The sequence below is a fragment of the Streptomyces sp. NPDC087844 genome (genome assembly GCF_044742785.1).
In the GTDB taxonomy this organism is placed as follows: Bacteria; Actinomycetota; Actinomycetes; order Streptomycetales; family Streptomycetaceae; genus Streptomyces.
Window position 1 is genome coordinate 24,648 of record NZ_JBIUVD010000006.1, and the last position, 16,907, is coordinate 41,554.

13 protein-coding genes and 1 pseudogene are annotated in these 16,907 nt (G+C 70.3%); 5 read left to right on the forward strand and 9 right to left on the reverse strand.

What is annotated here, in order from left to right:
• Positions 1–233: 233 nt before the first annotated feature.
• Positions 234–2,174, forward strand: coding sequence for an acyl-CoA dehydrogenase (locus ACIOKD_RS13960; protein ID WP_402082654.1), 1,941 nt, complete (start codon positions 234–236; stop codon positions 2,172–2,174).
• Positions 2,175–2,345: 171 nt separating this feature from the next.
• Here ACIOKD_RS13960 and ACIOKD_RS13965 read toward each other — a convergent pair whose 3' ends face one another.
• From ACIOKD_RS13965 to ACIOKD_RS13975, 3 genes are all read right to left on the reverse strand, one after another.
• Complete coding sequence (locus tag ACIOKD_RS13965; RefSeq protein ID WP_402082657.1) at positions 2,346–3,674, reverse strand: enolase C-terminal domain-like protein; 1,329 nt, start codon at positions 3,672–3,674, stop codon at positions 2,346–2,348.
• 58 nt (positions 3,675–3,732) lie between these two features.
• Entirely contained in the window at positions 3,733–5,070 is a 1,338-nt protein-coding gene (locus tag ACIOKD_RS13970) for a gluconate:H+ symporter (RefSeq protein WP_402082663.1), read from the reverse strand.
• Positions 5,071–5,134: 64 nt separating this feature from the next.
• Positions 5,135–5,275, reverse strand: coding sequence for a hypothetical protein (locus tag ACIOKD_RS13975; protein WP_402082665.1), 141 nt, complete (start codon positions 5,273–5,275; stop codon positions 5,135–5,137).
• Between the two features lie 119 nt (positions 5,276–5,394).
• Between ACIOKD_RS13975 and ACIOKD_RS13980 the strand changes: the two genes are divergently transcribed.
• Positions 5,395–6,183, forward strand: a complete 789-nt coding sequence (locus ACIOKD_RS13980) for an IclR family transcriptional regulator (protein WP_402082668.1) — start codon at positions 5,395–5,397, stop codon at positions 6,181–6,183.
• Positions 6,184–6,258: 75 nt separating this feature from the next.
• On the opposite strand, the gene ACIOKD_RS13985 is transcribed toward ACIOKD_RS13980, so the two are convergent.
• Together ACIOKD_RS13985 and ACIOKD_RS13990 are read right to left on the reverse strand one after the other, a co-directional pair.
• Complete coding sequence (locus ACIOKD_RS13985) at positions 6,259–8,889, reverse strand: ABC transporter permease (protein WP_402082672.1); 2,631 nt, start codon at positions 8,887–8,889, stop codon at positions 6,259–6,261.
• On the reverse strand, positions 8,883–9,620 hold the full coding sequence (locus ACIOKD_RS13990) for an ABC transporter ATP-binding protein (RefSeq protein WP_402082675.1): 738 nt from the start codon (positions 9,618–9,620) through the stop codon (positions 8,883–8,885). Before ACIOKD_RS13990 ends, ACIOKD_RS13985 begins: the two co-directional genes overlap by 7 nt.
• A 221-nt stretch (positions 9,621–9,841) precedes the next feature.
• On the opposite strand from ACIOKD_RS13990, the gene ACIOKD_RS13995 reads away from it, so the two are divergent.
• The 3 genes from ACIOKD_RS13995 (at position 9,842) to ACIOKD_RS14005 (ending at position 12,891) form a co-directional block, all read left to right on the forward strand.
• Positions 9,842–11,113 carry a sensor histidine kinase gene (locus ACIOKD_RS13995; protein WP_402083529.1) on the forward strand — a complete coding sequence of 424 codons (1,272 nt, stop codon included), beginning with the start codon at positions 9,842–9,844 and terminating at the stop codon, positions 11,111–11,113.
• Positions 11,101–11,745, forward strand: a complete 645-nt coding sequence (locus ACIOKD_RS14000) for a response regulator (RefSeq protein ID WP_402082677.1) — start codon at positions 11,101–11,103, stop codon at positions 11,743–11,745. The genes ACIOKD_RS13995 and ACIOKD_RS14000 overlap by 13 nt, the downstream gene beginning before the upstream one ends.
• Positions 11,746–12,225: 480 nt before the next feature.
• A complete protein-coding gene (locus tag ACIOKD_RS14005; protein WP_402082680.1) occupies positions 12,226–12,891 on the forward strand; it encodes a hypothetical protein in 666 nt (221 codons plus the stop codon).
• Between the two features lie 751 nt (positions 12,892–13,642).
• On the opposite strand, the pseudogene ACIOKD_RS14010 reads toward ACIOKD_RS14005, so the two are convergent.
• The 4 genes and pseudogenes from ACIOKD_RS14010 to ACIOKD_RS14025 form a co-directional block, all read right to left on the reverse strand.
• Positions 13,643–13,972: pseudogene (locus tag ACIOKD_RS14010) on the reverse strand (LLM class flavin-dependent oxidoreductase); the annotation flags it as partial.
• A 232-nt stretch (positions 13,973–14,204) separates the two neighbouring features.
• Complete coding sequence (locus ACIOKD_RS14015; protein ID WP_402082682.1) at positions 14,205–15,194, reverse strand: aldo/keto reductase; 990 nt, start codon at positions 15,192–15,194, stop codon at positions 14,205–14,207.
• A 373-nt stretch (positions 15,195–15,567) separates the two neighbouring features.
• Positions 15,568–16,035 carry a nuclear transport factor 2 family protein gene (locus ACIOKD_RS14020; RefSeq protein WP_402082685.1) on the reverse strand — a complete coding sequence of 156 codons (468 nt, stop codon included), beginning with the start codon at positions 16,033–16,035 and terminating at the stop codon, positions 15,568–15,570.
• A gap of 260 nt (positions 16,036–16,295) precedes the next feature.
• Positions 16,296–16,772 carry a nuclear transport factor 2 family protein gene (locus ACIOKD_RS14025; protein ID WP_402082688.1) on the reverse strand — a complete coding sequence of 159 codons (477 nt, stop codon included), beginning with the start codon at positions 16,770–16,772 and terminating at the stop codon, positions 16,296–16,298.
• Between the last annotated feature and the right edge of the window lie 135 nt (positions 16,773–16,907).

The following is a 16,907-nucleotide window of genomic DNA, read 5'->3' on the forward strand; positions in this document are numbered from 1 at the left end:
GAACGGTTTCTCAAGGATTCCTCCCGCTCGGACTCGTCGCGCCACCCTGAGCTGCGATGACGCCGGAATATCGCCCTCGACGCTCCCCGGCGCCCCCTCCGCACGCCCGCGCGCGCCCCGATCGAGTCTGTGCACCTCCCCCGGCACCTTGAAAAGAAAACCGGTTGGTACGTATCTTTGTGGGGCAGTGGTCCGCATCCGACCAGTCCCACACCCTGGGGAGTTCGATGTCCGTGCCCGCACACACGAAGACCCACCCCGTCGCCGACGAACTGGCCCGGCTCCTCTTCGAGGGCGCCGACCGCGAGCGCGTCCACGGGGCCTGGCGCCGGCTCGTCCGCGGCAGGGAGTTCGCCTACCGGGCGGAGTTGTCGCCGCAGGAGCGGACGGCTCTTTCGTACGAGCGGCTGAGGCTGCTGAACGAGGCGGTGGGCGACCCGGTGGAGCTGGCGGCCGACCCGTACCGCCTCGCGGGTCTGCACGAGTGGACGGGTCCGGTGGACGGCGGACTGACCACGCTCGCGAGCATCCACTACAACCTTTTCCTCGGCAGCCTCCTCGACCATGACGGCGGCCGCGAGAGAGACCTCTCCCCTTTCACGTCCCTGCAGAGCACAGGAACGTTCCTCTGCACGGAGTTGGAGCACGGCAACGACGTGGCGTCGATGGAGACGGTCGCGGTGTTCGACCGGGTGACGGGCGGTTTCCGGCTGACCACGCCCACCGAGGGCGCGCAGAAGTTCATGCCCAACACCAGCCTGACCGGCGGCCCCAAGACGGCCGTGGTCGCGGCCCGCCTCCTCGTCGACGGCGAGGACCGGGGAACGTTCCTCTTCCTGACCCCCCTCAGCGACGAGAGCGGCCATCTTCCCGGCGTACGGGTCCGTCCGCTGCCCCAGCGCACCGGCACCCCGGTGGACCACTGCCTCACCGCGTTCGACCAGGTGTGGCTGCCGCGCGAGGCCCTGCTGGAGGCCGAGCACGGACGGCTGTCCGCCGACGGGACCCTGACCAGCAGCCTCGGCAACAGACGCAAGCGGCTCCTGCGCTCCATCAACCGCGTCACCATGGGCAAGCTCTGCATGAGCGCCGGCACCCTGGGCATGTCCCGTGCGGCCCTGACGATCGCGGTGCGTTACGCCCACAGCCGCCTCCTGTCCGGCCCGAAGGCGGGCGAGCGCGTCCCGCTGGCGGCCCACCGCAGCCACCACGGCCGGCTGCTGCACGCGCTGGCCACGGCGTACGCGATGACGTTCCTGCACCGGTCGACGGTGAGCCTTTTCGCCGGGCACGCCGAGGAGGACCGGGCGGAGGTGGAGCGTGCGGTGGCCGTGGCCAAGGGGTGGATCACCTGGCAGGCACGGGCGATCACCACCGAGTGCCGCGAACGCTGCGGCGCGCAGGGCCTGTTCCCGGCCAACGGGCTGGCCGACCTTCCCCTCAACATCGAGGGCGGCATCACCGCCGAGGGCGACAACCTGGTGATCTGGGTGAAGGCCGCGTCCGAGATGGTCTTCGGGCATCAGGTGGCACGGACCAACGGCGCCGGCAACCACGGCGGCTCCGGCGGCATCGGTGGCTCCGGCGGCTCCGGTGACCGCGATGGCTCCGGCGGCATCGGTGGCTCCGGTGACCGCGATGGCACCGGTGGCTCCGGCGGCATCGGTGACCGGGAGATCACCGAGCTTCCCTTCCTGCGTGACCTGCTGGCCGATGTCGAGCGCATCTGGCAGGACCGGGCGCGGGCCGCCCTGCGCGAGGGTCCCTCGGGTGACCCGGTCGGCCGCTGGAACGTGACCTCGGAGGCGGCCCTGGAAATGGTCTCCGCGCACGCACGCCTCCGGGCGGCCGACGCGTTCCTGGCCGCGATCGCCCGGACCGCGGACCCCCGGGCCGGCCATCTGATGCGGAACCTGTGCCGGCTGTTCCTGTTGAGACAACTCGGCCCGCACACAGGCGACTTGCTGGCCGAGGGACGGCTCACGGCCGATCACGTGCGCGGTCTGCCGAAGGCCGTCGACACGGTTCTGGGAGATCTGGCGCCGCATCTGATGACGCTGGTCGACGCGTTCGACCTGCCGGCTGAGGTGCTGTCCAGCATCCCGATCGCCAGCGGGGGTTCTGTCGGCGGGGCCGACGTGAGTGATGACCTGGTGGGGGCGGTGGGTTGGTGAGGGGCGGGGCCCGGGATGTGCAGTTCCCCGCACCCCTGCTTCTGCCTTTAAGGGGCGCGGAGAACCGCGCGCTCAGTCACGACGCGCCCGCGGTCCGACAACTGTCGACCAGCAGTCGGACGGCAGCCGGACAGCGGCCGGACAGCGGCCGGACAGCAGTCGAACACCCCGCTAACGAACCAGGCACGGCCGCTTCGCGTCGAACTGCCAGTCGGGGACGAGGTACCGCATCCCGGCGGCATCGTCCCGCGCCCCCAGCGCCTTCTTCAGGTACAGCTCGTGCGCCGCGAGCAACCGCTCCATGTCCAGCCGCACACCCAGCCCCGGCGCATCCGGCACGGCGATCTCCCCGTCGACGATGCGAGGCGGGCTGACGGTGAGCCGTTCCAGACCCTCCTGCCAGATCCAGTGCGTGTCCAGCGCGTTGTACTCCCCCGGCGCCGCCGCCCCGCAGTGCGTCACCATGGCCAACGAGATGTCGAAGTGGTTGTTGGAGTGACAACCCCAGGTCAGCCCCATCGCGTTGCAGAGCTGAGCCACCCGTACGGACCCCTGCATGGTCCAGAAGTGCGGGTCCGCCAGCGGGATGGAGACCGACTGGAGCGCCAGCGCGTGCGTCATCTGCCGCCAGTCCGTGGCGATCATGTTGGTGGCCGTCGGCAACCCGGTCGCACGCCGGAACTCCGCCAGGATCTCCCGCCCGGAGTACCCGCCCTCCGCCCCACAGGGGTCCTCGGCGTAGGCGAGCGTGCCGACCAGCGGCTTGCACAGCTCGACGGCCTCGCGCAGCGACCACGCCCCGTTGGGGTCCAGGGTGACCCGCGCCCCCGGGAAACGGTCCTTGAGCGCCCGTACGGCCTCGACCTCCTCCGCCCCCGCCAGGACGCCGCCCTTGAGCTTGAAGTCCCGGAAGCCGTAGAGGTCGTACGCGGTCTCGGCCTGCCGGACGATCGCCTCGGGCGTGAGCGCCTCCTCGTGCCGGACGCGGTACCAGTCGACGTCCGAGTCGGGCTCACGCACGTACTCCAGGTCGGTCCGGCCGGGATCACCGACATAGAAGAGGTAGCCCAGTACCCGTACGGACGAGCGCTGTTGACCGTCCCCGAGGAGCGCCGCGACCGGTACGTCGAGATGCTGGCCCAGGAGGTCGAGCAGCGCCGACTCGACGGCCGTCACGGCGTGCACGGTGGTGCGCAGATCGAAGGTCTGGGCACCCCGGCCGCCCGCGTCACGGTCGGCGAAGCGGTCCCCGATCGCCCGCAGGACGCGCTTGTAGTCGCCCACCTTCGCGCCGACGACCAGGGATTCGGCGTCCCGCAGTGTCCGGGTGATCTTCTCGCCGCCGGGCACCTCCCCCAGTCCCGTACGGCCCTCGGAGTCCTTGAGGACCACGATGTTGCGGGTGAAGTAGGGGCCGTGCGCGCCGGAGAGGTTCAGCTCCATGCAGTCGCGGCCGGCGACGGGGTAGACGGCGAACTCGGTGACGGTCGGCTGGCTCATGCGTATCGAAGTCCTTGGCTGGGGAGAGGGCGGGATCGAGTGCCGGTGCGGGACGGGTTCACAGGCTCAGGACGTCGAGGGTCCACTCCATCGCCAGGACTCCGCCGAGGCCGAGGACCGCGAGGACCGTCGTATAGGTGGTACGCACCTTGATCGCTTCGATGACCGACAGGTTGAAGTACTCCTTGAAGAGCCAGAACCCCGGGTCGTTGACGTGCGAGAAGGCGATCGATCCGCAGGACACGGCGAGCACCATGATCTCGGGATGGATCCCGCTGCCCGCGAGGAGCGGCAGCACCACACCGGAGGCGGTGACGACGGCGACGGTCGCCGAGCCGAGCGCGACGCGGAGGATGACCGCGATGAGCCACGCCAGGATGATCGGCGAGATGGACCAGCCGTCGGTGGCGTCCTTGATGTAGTCGGAGATGCCGCCTTCGACGAGGACGTTCTTGAAGGCGCCGCCCGCGCCGATCACGAGCAGGATCATGGCCATCGACTGGGCGGCCGAGGTGCAGGACGCGTTGACGTCCGCCAGGCTGCGGCCGATGCGCGGGCCGAAGGCCCAGATCGCCAGGAGCAGGGTCAGCATGAGCGCGATCGGCGCCGAGCCGATGAAGGAGACGAAGTGCAGGACGGGGCCGTCCCCCGAGGCCGCCATGTCGATGACCGCGGCGCCCGCGATGAGCACGACGGGGAAGAGCGCCACGGACAGCGACCAGCCGAGGCCCGGCATCTCGCCGTCCTCGAACTCGCGGTCGCTGACCAGGCCCTTGGGGATGGCTGGGTCCATGGCCCTGATGAACGGCAGCCGCGGCCACAGCAGGGCGATGAACGCGCCCACCGGGACGGCGATGAACAGGCCGTAGAACAGGGTGTGTCCGACGGAGGCGTGGAAGGTCGCGGCCACGGCGGTGGGGCCGGGGTGCGGCGGCAGGAAGCTGTGCATCGTGGACAGGGCGATCGACATCGGCAGGCCGACCCAGAGCAGCTTCGCGCCGGTGACCCTGACGAGCGTGAACGCGATGGGCACGATGATGATGAACGCGACCTCGTAGAACATGGTCACGCCGATGAGCATGGACGTGACCACCATGGCCACCTGGACCCAGCGCGGTCCGAACGCGTCCAGCAGCCGGCCGGCTATCCGCTGGGCGGCGCCGGAGTCCCCCATCACCCGGCCGACCATGGCGCCGAGCCCGATGGTGAGCATCGTGTCGCCGATCTGGCCACCGATGCCGTCCGCGAGGACGTCCGGGATGTCGGCCACCGGAATGCCCTGGACCAGGGCGACGCCCACCGCCACGAGCAGCAGCGCGGCGAAGCCGTTGAGTTTCATCCGGGTCATCAGGAACAGCAGCACCAGAACGCTGATCCCGACTACGAGCAGAGGCATGCAGTTCCCCTTTGAACTGTTGCGCGGGCGGCCGGAGCACCTGGCCGGTGTGAGCGGCCGGGTGTCAGGCGGTGGTGCGGTGGCGCGTCGCTCCGACGAGGGCGAGGCCGGTGTCGAGGATCGCCTCCAGTTCGGCGAGGTCGCTCCCGTCGGCCCTGTTGCCCCCGCCGCCCCGCCGCCTCCGCCGCTCCTGTGGTCTCCGCACTGAACCGCACCTCCAACCTCATCTCCATATGCAGATGACGTATATGTATGAGAACGGAGGTTAGGTCGGTGAACCGGACATGGTCAATGGGTGCGACAGCGCGGATTTACGATGAGGCCATGCCGGAGAGCAGCGGAGTCCGTGGAGTGAAATCGGCGGCCCGCACGGTCGCACTGCTGGAACTGCTCGCCGCACGCGGCGACCGACCCGCCCGCCTGGACGAACTGGCCGAGGAGCTGGACGTACCGCGCAGCAGCATGTACCAGCTGCTCCAGACCCTCATCGACTGCGGCTGGGTGCGCTCCGACACGACGGGGTCCCTCTACGGCATCGGGATCCGCGCCCTGTTCACGGGCACGAGCTACCTCGACAGCGACCCGCACGTCCGGGTGGTGCGCCCTTATCTCGACCAGGCCTCGGACGCGCTCGGCGAGACGATCCACCTGGCCCGGCTCGACGGCCCGGACGTCGTCTACCTCGCGACCCGCGAGTCGCATGAGTACCTGCGGACCATCAGCAGGGTCGGCCGCCGGATCCCGGCCCACGCGGGCGCGCTCGGCAAGGCGCTGCTCGCCGAGCGCCTCGACGGCGAACTTCCGCTCCTCGACGGCTCGTTGCCCGCCCTCACCGAGAACACGCACACCACCCGGGCCGGCCTGCTCGCCGACCTCGCGGGAGTACGCGCCCGCGGCTACTCCACCGACCGCGAGGAGACGGTGACCGGGATCGCCGGCTTCGGCTTCGCCCTGCGGTACGACTCCCCGGCGGCGGACGCCATCAGCTGCTCGGTACCGGTGGCGCGCCTCAGCGAGGCACATGAGGCCCGGGTGATCGCGGTCATGCGGGAGATGCGGACAGAGATCGAGAGCGTGCTCCCTTCGGCGTCCGGGGCGCCGGACTGGCGCTGACGGGCAGCGGGGTCGGCGCCTCCGACGTATGCCAGGGGTGGTGCCGGGGGTGGTGCCGGGGGCGCCCTCAGCCCGTCACACCGCACGCTCCGCCCCCATGCGGCGCATGGCGAGGGCGGCGGTCGCCACGGACGAAACCACGGCGAGCACCGCGCAGGCGCCCACGGTCGCACCGAGCGCCGCCCACGGCGTCTCGATCGGCGTCCGCACCGAGAGCAGGTTCAGTGCGCTCCACATGCCCATCAGGTTGAATCCGGCGACCAGCAGTCCCAGCACCGCACCGATCACGACCACCATCAGAGCCTCGGCGCCCACCAGCCGCAGCACCTGCCACCTGGTGGCCCCGGCCAGCCGCAGCACGGCCAGGTCGCGGATCCGGTCCGAGGTCGCCATGACCATGGTGTTGGCCAGCGAGATGCCGGTGTACAGCAGGGCGATGCCAAGGACCAGCAGGACGCCCATCCGGGTCGTCCGGTTGGTCGCGGGGTACGCCGCCCGCACCAACTGCCCGGCGGTGTGCACCTCCCCGCCGGACGCCCGCACCGCGTCCCTCAGTTCGACGCCCACGGCGGCAACGGCAGCTGCGTCCCTGACGTCCGCGAGGCGTACGTCGACCCGGTCGACGTACGCGTGCGGAGCGTTGTGCGGCGTGACGTACACGCCGTTGTTACCGGTGCCGATCGTCATGACCGCAGCGATCTCCAGGGACTTCCTCGTGCCGTCACCGAGCCACACGTCCACGCGCTGTCCCACGGTGTGCCGTTCCCACTCCTCGTTGACGATGATCGAGTCGTCGTCCAGGTCGCTCGCCCTCCCGGCGGCGAGCGGCAGCCGGGCGGTGCGGGTGAGCGGGCCGGGATCGGCGGCGCGGGCCTCGGACTCGATGAGCGCCCCGCCGTCCTCCAGGACGTACACGGCGCTCGACGACGTCGCGGAGACCTCTGTGCGGGGCGCCCCGCTCAGCCTCTTCGGATTCTTCGGATTCTTCGGGCTCTTCGGGCTCTTCGGGCTCTTCGGGCTCTTCGGGCTCTTCGGGCTCTTCGGGCTCTTCGGGCTCTTCGGGCTCTTCGGGCTCTTCGGGCCCTTCGGGCCCTTGAGCTTCCTCAGCGTCTCCTCGTCAAAACCCGCGCCGCCCGACATGGTGACCACGAAGTCAGCGGCGGTCTGCTCGCGGACCTCGGTCGCCTTCGCGCCGTCGAGGGTGGCGGTGGCGCCCAGCAACGAGCCCGCGAGCGCGACCGTGACCAGGACGGGCGCCGCGACGGCGGCCGTACGCCGGACGCCTGCGGCGGCGTTCTCCCGTACCAGCATCCCGGTGGCGCCGGGCAGTCGGGCCGGCAGCCAGGCGATCAGCCGGGCCAGCGGGCGCACCAGCACCGGCGCGAGCAACGCCACCGCGGTGATCAGCAACAGGGGCCGGCTCACGTACGTCTTGCGGTGCAGCAGGTCGCCGGGGTCGTGCACCAGGGCCAGGACCGGCATGACGACGGCGATCAGCAGCAGACCGGCGCCGACCACCCAGCGGCCCCGCGTCATCGCCCCGGTGTCCACGTCCGCCCCGCGCAGCGCCTCGGTGGGACCGATGCGCCCCGCACGCCACGACGCGGCCAGCACCCCGGACAGCGCCACGAGCAGGCCCGCCCAGAAAGCCATGTGATACGGCCAGGTGTGATCTCCGATGGTGAACCAGCGGGGCGCGAGGTCCTCGTCGACCGCCCACTCGGCGAGCTGCGGCGCCCCGTACGAGCCGAGTACGCAGCCGGCCGCCGAGGCGAGCACACCGATCAGGAGAGCCTCGGAGACGACCATGCGGCGGATCTGCCCCGGCGTCGCCCCTGCCGTGCGCAGCAGCCCGAACTCACGGCGGCGCTGGGCCACCGCGAACGCGAAGGTCGACGCCACCACGAACACCGACACGAACCCGGTGACACCGCCCGCCGTGCCGAACATGGCGTTCATCGCGGTGAGTGCCTCACTGTCACGGTCGGGATCGGCGTCCGCGTACCGGCGCGCGTCACCGGTGAGGACCTGGACGCCGTCGCTGCTGCGCACCGTCTCGCGCACGGCAGCCGCGTCCACGTAGGCATCGGCATCGGCATCGGCGACGACGAGCTGCGTGCTGCGCGGCGCCAACTGTGCGGCGCGGGCGTCGGTGTGGAAGACGGCGTTCTCGAAGCCGAGCCCGGCCACGGCACCGACGACCCGTACGGTGCCGACAACCCGTACCGTGCCGCTGCCAGTCCGCACCCGCGTTCCGGGCCGAGCCCAGTCACCGCTGACGACGACCTCGTCCGCCGCCTCCGGCGCGCGTCCCGCGACGAGCTCGTACGGTGCGAAGGCGGCGGTGGACCAGGGGTGGCCCACCAGATCGCCGGGGCCGCCCCGGACCCGTACGGCGAACGACCGGTCCTCGACGACGTGCCCGAGGTCCTCCAGCCGGGCGACCAGTTCCTCGGGCACGGGGCGCGGCTGCGCGAGCTCGCGGGTGCGGTCACCGTTCGGGGTGCGCACCCGCAGCGTGTCCGTACCCTTGACGACGACCGGTGCCGCGGCGAACCGCTCGGGCTCCCGGCCGGGTGCGTCCAGCGAGGACGACAGGGCCAGCCCCATGACGGCAATCAGCGCCACGCCAAGCGAGAGGGCGACAAAGCTGCCGACGAAGGTGACCCAGCGGGTGCGCAGAGTGCGCAGAGCGGTACTCAGCACGGCAGGGCCTCCAGCTTGGTCACGCGCGCGGCGATGTCCTCGGCACCGGCGCCGACCAGCTCACCGTTGACGCGGCCGTCGACGAGCACGACCACGCGGTCGGCGTACGAGGCGGCGACCGGGTCGTGAGTGACGATAATGATCGTCTGGCCCTCGCGGTCGACCATGCCGCGCAGCAGGACGAGCACCTCGCGGCCGGTCCGCGAATCGAGCGCGCCGGTCGGCTCGTCGCCGAACAGGACCTCAGGGCGCGTGATCAGGGCGCGGGCCAGAGCGACACGCTGCTGCTGACCGCCGGACATGTGCGACGGCCGGTGACGAGCCCGCTCGCCGAGTCCGACCTGCTCCAGTACCTCGCGGACCCGGGCTTTCCGAGGGCGGCGGCCGGCGAGCCGCAGAGGCAGGGCCACGTTCTGCTCTGCGGTCAGCGAGGGCAGCAGGTTGAACGCCTGGAACACGAAACCGATGCGCTCCCGGCGCAACAGGGTCAGTTTGGTCTCGCTCAGTCCGGTCAGCTCGGTCCCCCCGATGGTGACCGAGCCGGACGTGGGCCGGTCCAGGCCCGCGGCGCACTGCAGCAAGGTCGACTTGCCCGAGCCGGACGGCCCCATCACGGCGGTGAACGTCCCCTTGGAGAAGCCGACCGACACTTGGTCGAGGGCGGTGACGGACGTGCCGCCGGAGCTGTACTGCCGGGTTACGCAGCGCAGTCGGACCGCGTCGCCGTTCATGTGTTCCCACTCATGTCGGTGTCCGTACTCCCCATCGGTGATTGCCGTCGGTGCTTCAGGGTCGGCCCGCGCACCCTCCCGACGCAGTACGGCAGGGACGAGACTTGGGGTAGGGCCAGACCTACCCCCGGTCCACGCCCTGGCCCGATGGTGCGGGGCGGACCCGCCCTCCTACGGTGATCCCCATGCGCCCTCGGAACGCTCAGAACGTGTGGCAGGCCATGTCCCGGCCGGACTTCCTTCTGTCAGCCTGGCCCTGGCGCTCTGTCGCGTATCTGCTCACGGGCGCGGCGACCGGCGTCGCCACCTTGGTGGTGATCGTGACGGTGGCGGCGGTCTGCGGGGTGCTCGCCCTCGTCCTGGTGGGGCTTCCCCTGCTCGTCCTGCTCGCCCTCAGCGGGATTCCGGTGGCCCGGGTGGAGCGGCGCAGGCTACGCCTGATCGACCACGACCCGGCATCCGACCAGCACCGGGAGCCGACCGCGCCGGGACTGCGGCCTTGGCTGACCCTCCGCCTGCGCGAGCAGGCGACCTGGCGAGAACTCGGGTACGCGCTGCTGTTCGCCGTGCTCCTGTGGCCGGTCGACGCCCTCGCGATCACGGTCGTCCTGCTCTTCCCGCTGTCCGTGGTCGCCACCCCGTTGCTGATGGCCACGGTCGGCGACGGCGAGGAGACGAAGGTGCTCAAGCAGTGGACGGTCACCACCTGGCCGACCGCGTTCGGCGTCGCCGTGCTGGGCCTGCTCCTCATGGGCCTGTGCTGCTACGTGCTCGGTGTCGCGGCGGGCGCCCGCGGCCGGCTGGTCCGACTGCTGATCGCCTCTCGCGAGGACGAACTCGGCGCCAGGGTGGTCGAACTGGCCAGCTCCCGCTTCCGGTTGGTGGACGCCTTCGAGGCGGAGCGTCGCCGTATCGAGCGTGATCTGCACGACGGTGCCCAACAACGCCTGGTGGCCCTGACGATGACCCTCGGCCTGGCCCGGCTGGACGTAGCGCCCGGCCCGCTCTCCGACCAGCTCTCCAAGGCCCACGAGGAGGCGGGCCTGGCGCTCGCGGAGCTGCGCGAGCTCATACACGGCATCCACCCCAAGGTTCTCGCGGACTACGGCCTGCCGGCCGCGGTCGCCGATGCCGCGGACCGCTCCGTGATCCCCGTCGACGTCGACTTCGAACTGCCGGGCCGACTGCCCCGGTCGGTCGAGTCCGCGGCGTACTTCGTGGTCTGCGAGGCGCTGGCCAACGTCGCCAGGCACAGCGGGGCCGATCGTGCGCGCGTGAGCGGCGGTCACCGCGACGGCCGCCTGTTTCTCCGGGTACGTGACGACGGCCGGGGCGGTGCGGACACTTCGGCCGGCAGCGGACTCACCGGCCTCGCGGACCGGGTGTCGGCGCTGGATGGCAGACTCGCCTTGTTCAGTCCGCCGGGCGGCCCGACGCTGTTGCTTGTGGAGGTTCCTTGCGAATTGGCAGAGACAGCCGATTGCTCCGCGTAGTACTGGCGGAGGACAGCGTGCTGCTGCGGGAAGGGCTGATCGGTCTGCTCGGCCGCTTCGGTCACGAGGTGGTGGCGGCCGTCGGGGACGCGGCAGCCCTGGTCACAGCGGTCGAGGAGCACATCCCCGACATCGTGTTGACGGACGTGCGCATGCCGCCCGGTTTCCAGGACGAGGGGCTGCACGCGGCGGTACGGCTGCGCGAGAAGCGGCCCACGCTTCCCGTCCTGGTCCTCAGCCAGTACGTGCAACGGACGTACGCCTCCGAACTCCTCGACTCCGGCGACGGAACCGGCGTCGGCTATCTGCTGAAGGACCGCGTCGGCCAGGTCGAGGAGTTCGTCGACGCGCTGCACGAGGTCGCGGACGGCGGGACGGTGCTCGACCCCGAGGTGGTGCGCCGGCTGCTGCGCCGCCGCCGCGATCCGCTGCAGCGGCTCACACCGCGCGAGCGCGAGGTGCTGGCGCTGATGGCGGAGGGCAGGTCCAACGGCGCGATCGCACAGGAGCTGGTGGTGTCCGAGGCCGCGGTCGGCAAGCACATCGGCGGCATCCTCACCAAGCTGAACCTGCCCCCGGCGGACGAGACCCACCGCAGGGTGCTGGCAGTCCTCACCTACCTACGGGCGTGACCGATCCCTCGGCCGTCAGGTCGCCGGGCTGGAGGGTCGGCGCGTCACTGGGTCGCCGGGCTGGAGGGTCACCGGGTTGCCAGGCCGCCAAGCCGCCGCACGGTCTTCGAGCCAGCGCCCGGCTGAGCCCTGATCCGGCACCCTGCGGTGCGAGCGTCCCGATCCAGATCGCTCAGGGCTTGACCGGGAAACCTGGCCCCGACTCATCACCGAGTTCCACGCGCAATCTCGCACAGGCCCCCACTTTCGTGGGGCTTGTAGAAAGAACCTTCTTCAGCCAACAGATGTGACGCGTCGCCTAGGGCTGTCCCGCAATCCCCGGCGGGCGCAGGACGACAGCTACGGCACCTCGCCTTTTCGACAGAAACGCCCCGAGCCTGACCGTGGGCTCCGGGCCGTCGACCACGCGGTGAATACGAGGACGAGGCTGCTGTAGCCGTACGCGCGTTCGCCCAGTTCAGCCGCTTACTGCCTGGCTGCATGGGTGTCATCTACGACGGAGCGTTCCGCGGCGTCCACCGCGACGCCCTTGCCCGCCTGGGTCTGCTGGTCATCAACAGGCAGCACGGTTCGGTCAAGCCGCGCGCCTACGAACTCGTGCGCTTCGGACGCTGCCGCCACGACCTGTGGTGCGACCAGGGCCGCATCGCGGAACGCGTTCTTCTCGATGACGGAACAAGCACCCTGATCCCGGTCCCCGTCAACCGCCTCGAACACCGGCAGGGCCGTACGAAATCACGCTGGTACCACCTGCTGCTCATCCCCTGCCGCCATGGCGTCCACCCGTATCGCGTCCAAGTCGGCATCACCACGACTCCCGACGACCGGATCGGCACCGATCCGGATACCGGCCGCCGCCTCAAAAGCGACACCGAACGCGACTTCCACCGCGCCGAGTACCTGCAGCAGATTCCGGAGTCCACCCTCACCCACCAGCAGCTCTACCCCTACCGCAGCGACTCCGAGTCCGTACACAACCAGCTGGATCAGAGCATGTGGAACAACCGCATGATCTCCTACGGTCTTGAACGCCAGAAGGTCTTCCTTCTCGGTTTCGCCATTGCCCAGAACGCCACCAGCAGACGCGTTTTCCTGGAACGAGCGGGAGTCCAAGAATCGGCGGATGCACGGCGGCAGTCGGCGTAACACCGTTGAGAGGATGAGTCCGGGCATCTCGACCCGACGTGTGATCAGCTCAAGGCGTCCTGCGTCTTGTCGTCGCCGTATCTCAACGGGTAGCAGTCGCGACTTCGGTTGTCGGGGCGCGTGTGGACACGAGGCCTCAATCGTCCTCAAAGGCGTCGTCCAGCGAGCTCGTTGCCAGGAACCCTCTGGACGGTCTGCTCACGTCCCGGACGCAGATGAATCGGGGCGGCCACCAGCAGTCGGCGAAGACCAATCAACGACGGGCTCCGGCTCTCAGCCCGCTTGCGGACCCCGCTTCGCACAGCACGGTGACGGTCCTCGACCCTGGCAACTACACCACTCGGCAGACCTTTCCGGCGACGTAAGAAGTAAAGCGGTCCATGACATCGGGGCCATGGCCGGCCACGTCAGGGTCTCCACCGCGGCCAGGAAGTCGTCGTGCAGGTAAGAACGGCTGGTCGGGCCGTGCTCGCGCAGCAGCCCCAGCGTGGCCGACACGACCGGAACACGGCCGTCGCAGGGGCGGCAGCCGCCTTCGCTGTGCCACCGGCCCCGCCAGTGGAGGCGGGTGAGGCTGGCGGCCTTCGCCATCTGGCTCTTGATGGAGCGCTTGCCGCCCTGGTGGAAGACGAGCAGGACTGGCAGGTGCACCCCCTCATACTCCCAGGAAGAAGGCGTGGACCAGCGGGCGCGCCTCAGGGCATTTGCGGACAGCGCCCTCATGCCTTGGGCTCCGAAGCTCAGTGCGGGCCTAAGGGCGGCGCTCGATGAGTTGGCCGGCCAGGGGGCCTGTGGTAGCCCGTCCGAGGTCGATCCGGCCGGGCGTGAGGGCTTCCAGCTGCAGAAAGACCTCGGCGATCTTGTAGGGGCTGAAGTGGTTGAGCAGAACCGCTCCGGAGCCGACTCGGATGCGCCGGGTGGCGCGGGCCACCAGGGCGAGGAGGTTTTCCGGGGCCTGCGAGGCGAAGCCGGCGGTGTCGTGGTGTCGTGGTGTTCGGGCGTACCAGATGCGGTGGTAGCCGAGGTCCTCCACCCGCCGGGCCGCTCCGACGGCGTCGTGCAACGCCTGGGTCTGTCCGTGCCGGGGGCGACGGTGGCCGGCTCAACGAGGGACGATCTCATGATCGTCGTGTCTTTCCGGTGCTCAGGGTGAGAACTGATCTTCCAGCGGGCCGGGCGGGTGGCCTGGACGCCGCGGCAGGCTCTGGCGGCGGAGCCTGCCGCGACTGGACCGGGTCAGGTGCACTGCGCTGTCGGCGCTTTCGGTGAGGGCTTCGGCAGTGTCCGGGCCAAAGGGCGGTGCTCGGGCACGGTCAGGTCCAGATGGGTGCGTAGCCTTCGCCGTAGCGGGCGCCGAAGCCACCGTGGGGCAGGATGGCGTTGATCGCTGCCAGGTCGGCGCCGGTCAGTGTGAGGTCGGCGGCCCGGGTGTTCTCCTCGACGCGCTCTGGGCTGCGGGTGCCCGGGATGGGCACCGTGTGTTCTCCCTGCGCAAGGAGCCAGGCCAGGGCCAGTTGGGAGACGGTGGCCTGCTTGGTGGACGCGAGGTCGGTGAGCTGTTCGACGGCCTTGACGTTCCTCTCGAAGTTGCCCGGCTGCCAGCGGGCGTCGGTGTTGCGCATGTCGGTGGCGTCGTACTGGCCGGCGGGCTTGGCACCGCCGGTGATGAAGCCGCGTCCCAGCGGGGCGTAGGCGACGAAGCCGATGCCCAGTTCGTCGAGCGTGGGGAAGACCTGCTCGATGTCCCGCTCGAACAAGGAGTACTCGGTCTGCAGGACGGAGACCGGCTGCACGGCGTGCGCCCTGCGGATGGTCGCGGGGCCCGCCTCGCTCAGCCCGAAGTACTTCACCTTGCCGGCGTCGATGAGTTCCTTGACGGTGCCGGCGACGTCTTCGATGGGCACGTCCGGGTCGACGCGGTGCTGGTAGAAGACGTCGATGTGGTCGACGCCCAGGTGACGCAGGCTGTTGTCGGCGACCCTGCGGATGTTCTCCGGGCGGCTGTCGAGGGCGCCGCCGATCTGCTCGGGCGGCAGTGACATGTCGATGCCGAACTTGGTGCCCAGGACCACTTCGTCACGGAAGCCCTTGACGGCTCGGCCGAGCAACTTCTCGTTGGAGCCGGTGCCCAGGCCGTAGAACTCGGCGGTGTCGAAGAAGGTGACGCCCAGGTCGTGGGCGCGCCGGATGGCGGCGATGCCCTGTTCGGTGTCGCCGGGGCCGTAGGCCATCGTCAGGCCCATCGTGCCGTAGCCGATCGCCGAGACCTTCAGTCCCTGACTGCCGAGTGTCCTGTACTGCATGACGTGCTCCTTTGGATCAGATCAATCAGAACGAATGGTGCGGTTCCGGTCCTTGATGCGGCTCGCGCCACCGGGGTGGCAGAGCGCTTGAGGCTCCTGGTGGGAGCCACGGCCGTCGGTGCGGTGGCATGAGGTCGCTCTGCCGCACCGTCGGCGGACCGGACCGCCTGGGGCGGGCGTACGGGCCGGACGCGTCCGGCGGTGCACACCACACTCGTTGACGGGCTGCCGGAGTGGGAGGCCGTGTGAAGGGGGGTGCGCCGCACCCAGGAAGCGCGGCGATCCGCGACGGAAGCGCTGCGTGCTTCAGGGGCATCCGTGTGCGGCGGGGCGGTGGAGGGGTCGGACGGACGTCTGCCGTCGGCCGGTCGGTTCAGGGAGCGAGGAACACTTCGGGGCTGCCGGTCGTCCAGTGGATGCGCAGGGTGCGACGGGAGATGCGCCAGCCGTCGGACGTACGCACGAGGTCGTCCTCGTAGGTGCCGCCGGTGTGGTAGTAGTCGCTGCCTCGGTGGTGGTGGGCGACGATCTGGGTGGACGCGTGCGCCCCGGTGTCCGTGAACTCGACGCTCTGGGCGCCCAGTAGGTGCTGGGTGGCGTCGAGAGCGGCGAAGAGGCGGCGGGCGCCGTCGGCCACGGCGTCGCCGCCGACGGTGACGCCGCTGAACTTTCTGCCTTCCGGCAGGTAGTCGTCGAAGGCGTTCTGTACGTCGGCGTCGTCGGTGAAGACGGACCCGACGCGGGCGAAGTCACGGCGGTCCAGGCCGAAGGCGTAGGCCGTGAACAGTCCCAGGATCTCGGCGCGGTCCCGGACCCGGTCCGGGAGGGGGGTGTCGCTCATGGGAGTCCTTTTTCTGAGAAGGAAAGTTGCGAGCGGAAGAAGAGGGAGGAGCGCACACTCGATGCGCGAGCGGGCTGGTTGCACTTTCGCCCGGGGTGCGCCTCGGGTCGTCACGAGGGCCCGGAGCGCGTGCGGGCAGCCGCGCACGAGGTGCGACAGCGCCGCACACGGGAGCCGGCTGGCGCGCGAGAGGCGTTTGCGGCTGTGCCGCGGGCGGGGCCGTCGGCGGCAGGGGCCGCCCTGCCGCCCGGCGGGTGTTCCTAGATGCCGGCGAGGACGGTGGGGTCGCCCTCGGTCCAGGCGTTGTCGACGGTGAGGTGCCGGATGACCCAGACGTCTCCCTGGCGCGCCAGGGAGACGTCGTACCGGTTGGTCATCAGGACGTGCCGCGAGTGGTCCTGGCGGGGCAGGTGCTGACAGGCCACGATCCCTTCAAGACGCGCCGTGTCGCCGTCGAGAGTCACCCGCGGGTTGCTCACCGAGTGCGTGGTGTCCAGATGGCTGAGTGAGGCCAGCAGGGCCGTGGCGATGGTGTCCCTGCCCTCGATCGGCGGGTACTCCTGGCCGGCCTTCTTCGTGGCCGGGCCGAAGTCGGCCACCGCGTCGTCCGCGAAGGCGGAGGAGAGCAGGTCCTTGTCACGCAGGTCCAGGCCCGCGGCGTAGCGGTAGAGGGTCTCCACCACGGCGAACTTGTCCTCGGTCGCCGTGGTGGAGGTGGTGCTGTCGGTGCTCGGCATGGTGCGTCCTTGGTCGGTGGGCTGTTCCTGCTTCACCGTAAACCACTATTCGACACCTGTCGAATAGTGGTAGCGTCGGATGCGAACCAGTCGAGGGAGTGCCATGTCCGTAGAGGTCTTCAGTGCCCAGACACC

Coding starts and splice junctions, on each gene's coding strand:
- ACIOKD_RS13965 (WP_402082657.1), bottom strand. CDS start 3,674: ATGAGCCAGCCGACCGTCACCGAGTTCGCCGTCTACCCCGTCGCCGGC.
- ACIOKD_RS13995 (WP_402083529.1), top strand. CDS start 9,842: ATGTCCCGGCCGGACTTCCTTCTGTCAGCCTGGCCCTGGCGCTCTGTC.
- ACIOKD_RS14020 (WP_402082685.1), bottom strand. CDS start 16,035: ATGAGCGACACCCCCCTCCCGGACCGGGTCCGGGACCGCGCCGAGATC.
- ACIOKD_RS14025 (WP_402082688.1), bottom strand. CDS start 16,772: ATGCCGAGCACCGACAGCACCACCTCCACCACGGCGACCGAGGACAAG.
- ACIOKD_RS13990 (WP_402082675.1), bottom strand. CDS start 9,620: ATGAACGGCGACGCGGTCCGACTGCGCTGCGTAACCCGGCAGTACAGC.
- ACIOKD_RS14015 (WP_402082682.1), bottom strand. CDS start 15,194: ATGCAGTACAGGACACTCGGCAGTCAGGGACTGAAGGTCTCGGCGATC.
- ACIOKD_RS13970 (WP_402082663.1), bottom strand. CDS start 5,070: ATGCCTCTGCTCGTAGTCGGGATCAGCGTTCTGGTGCTGCTGTTCCTG.
- ACIOKD_RS14005 (WP_402082680.1), top strand. CDS start 12,226: ATGGGTGTCATCTACGACGGAGCGTTCCGCGGCGTCCACCGCGACGCC.
- ACIOKD_RS13980 (WP_402082668.1), top strand. CDS start 5,395: ATGCCGGAGAGCAGCGGAGTCCGTGGAGTGAAATCGGCGGCCCGCACG.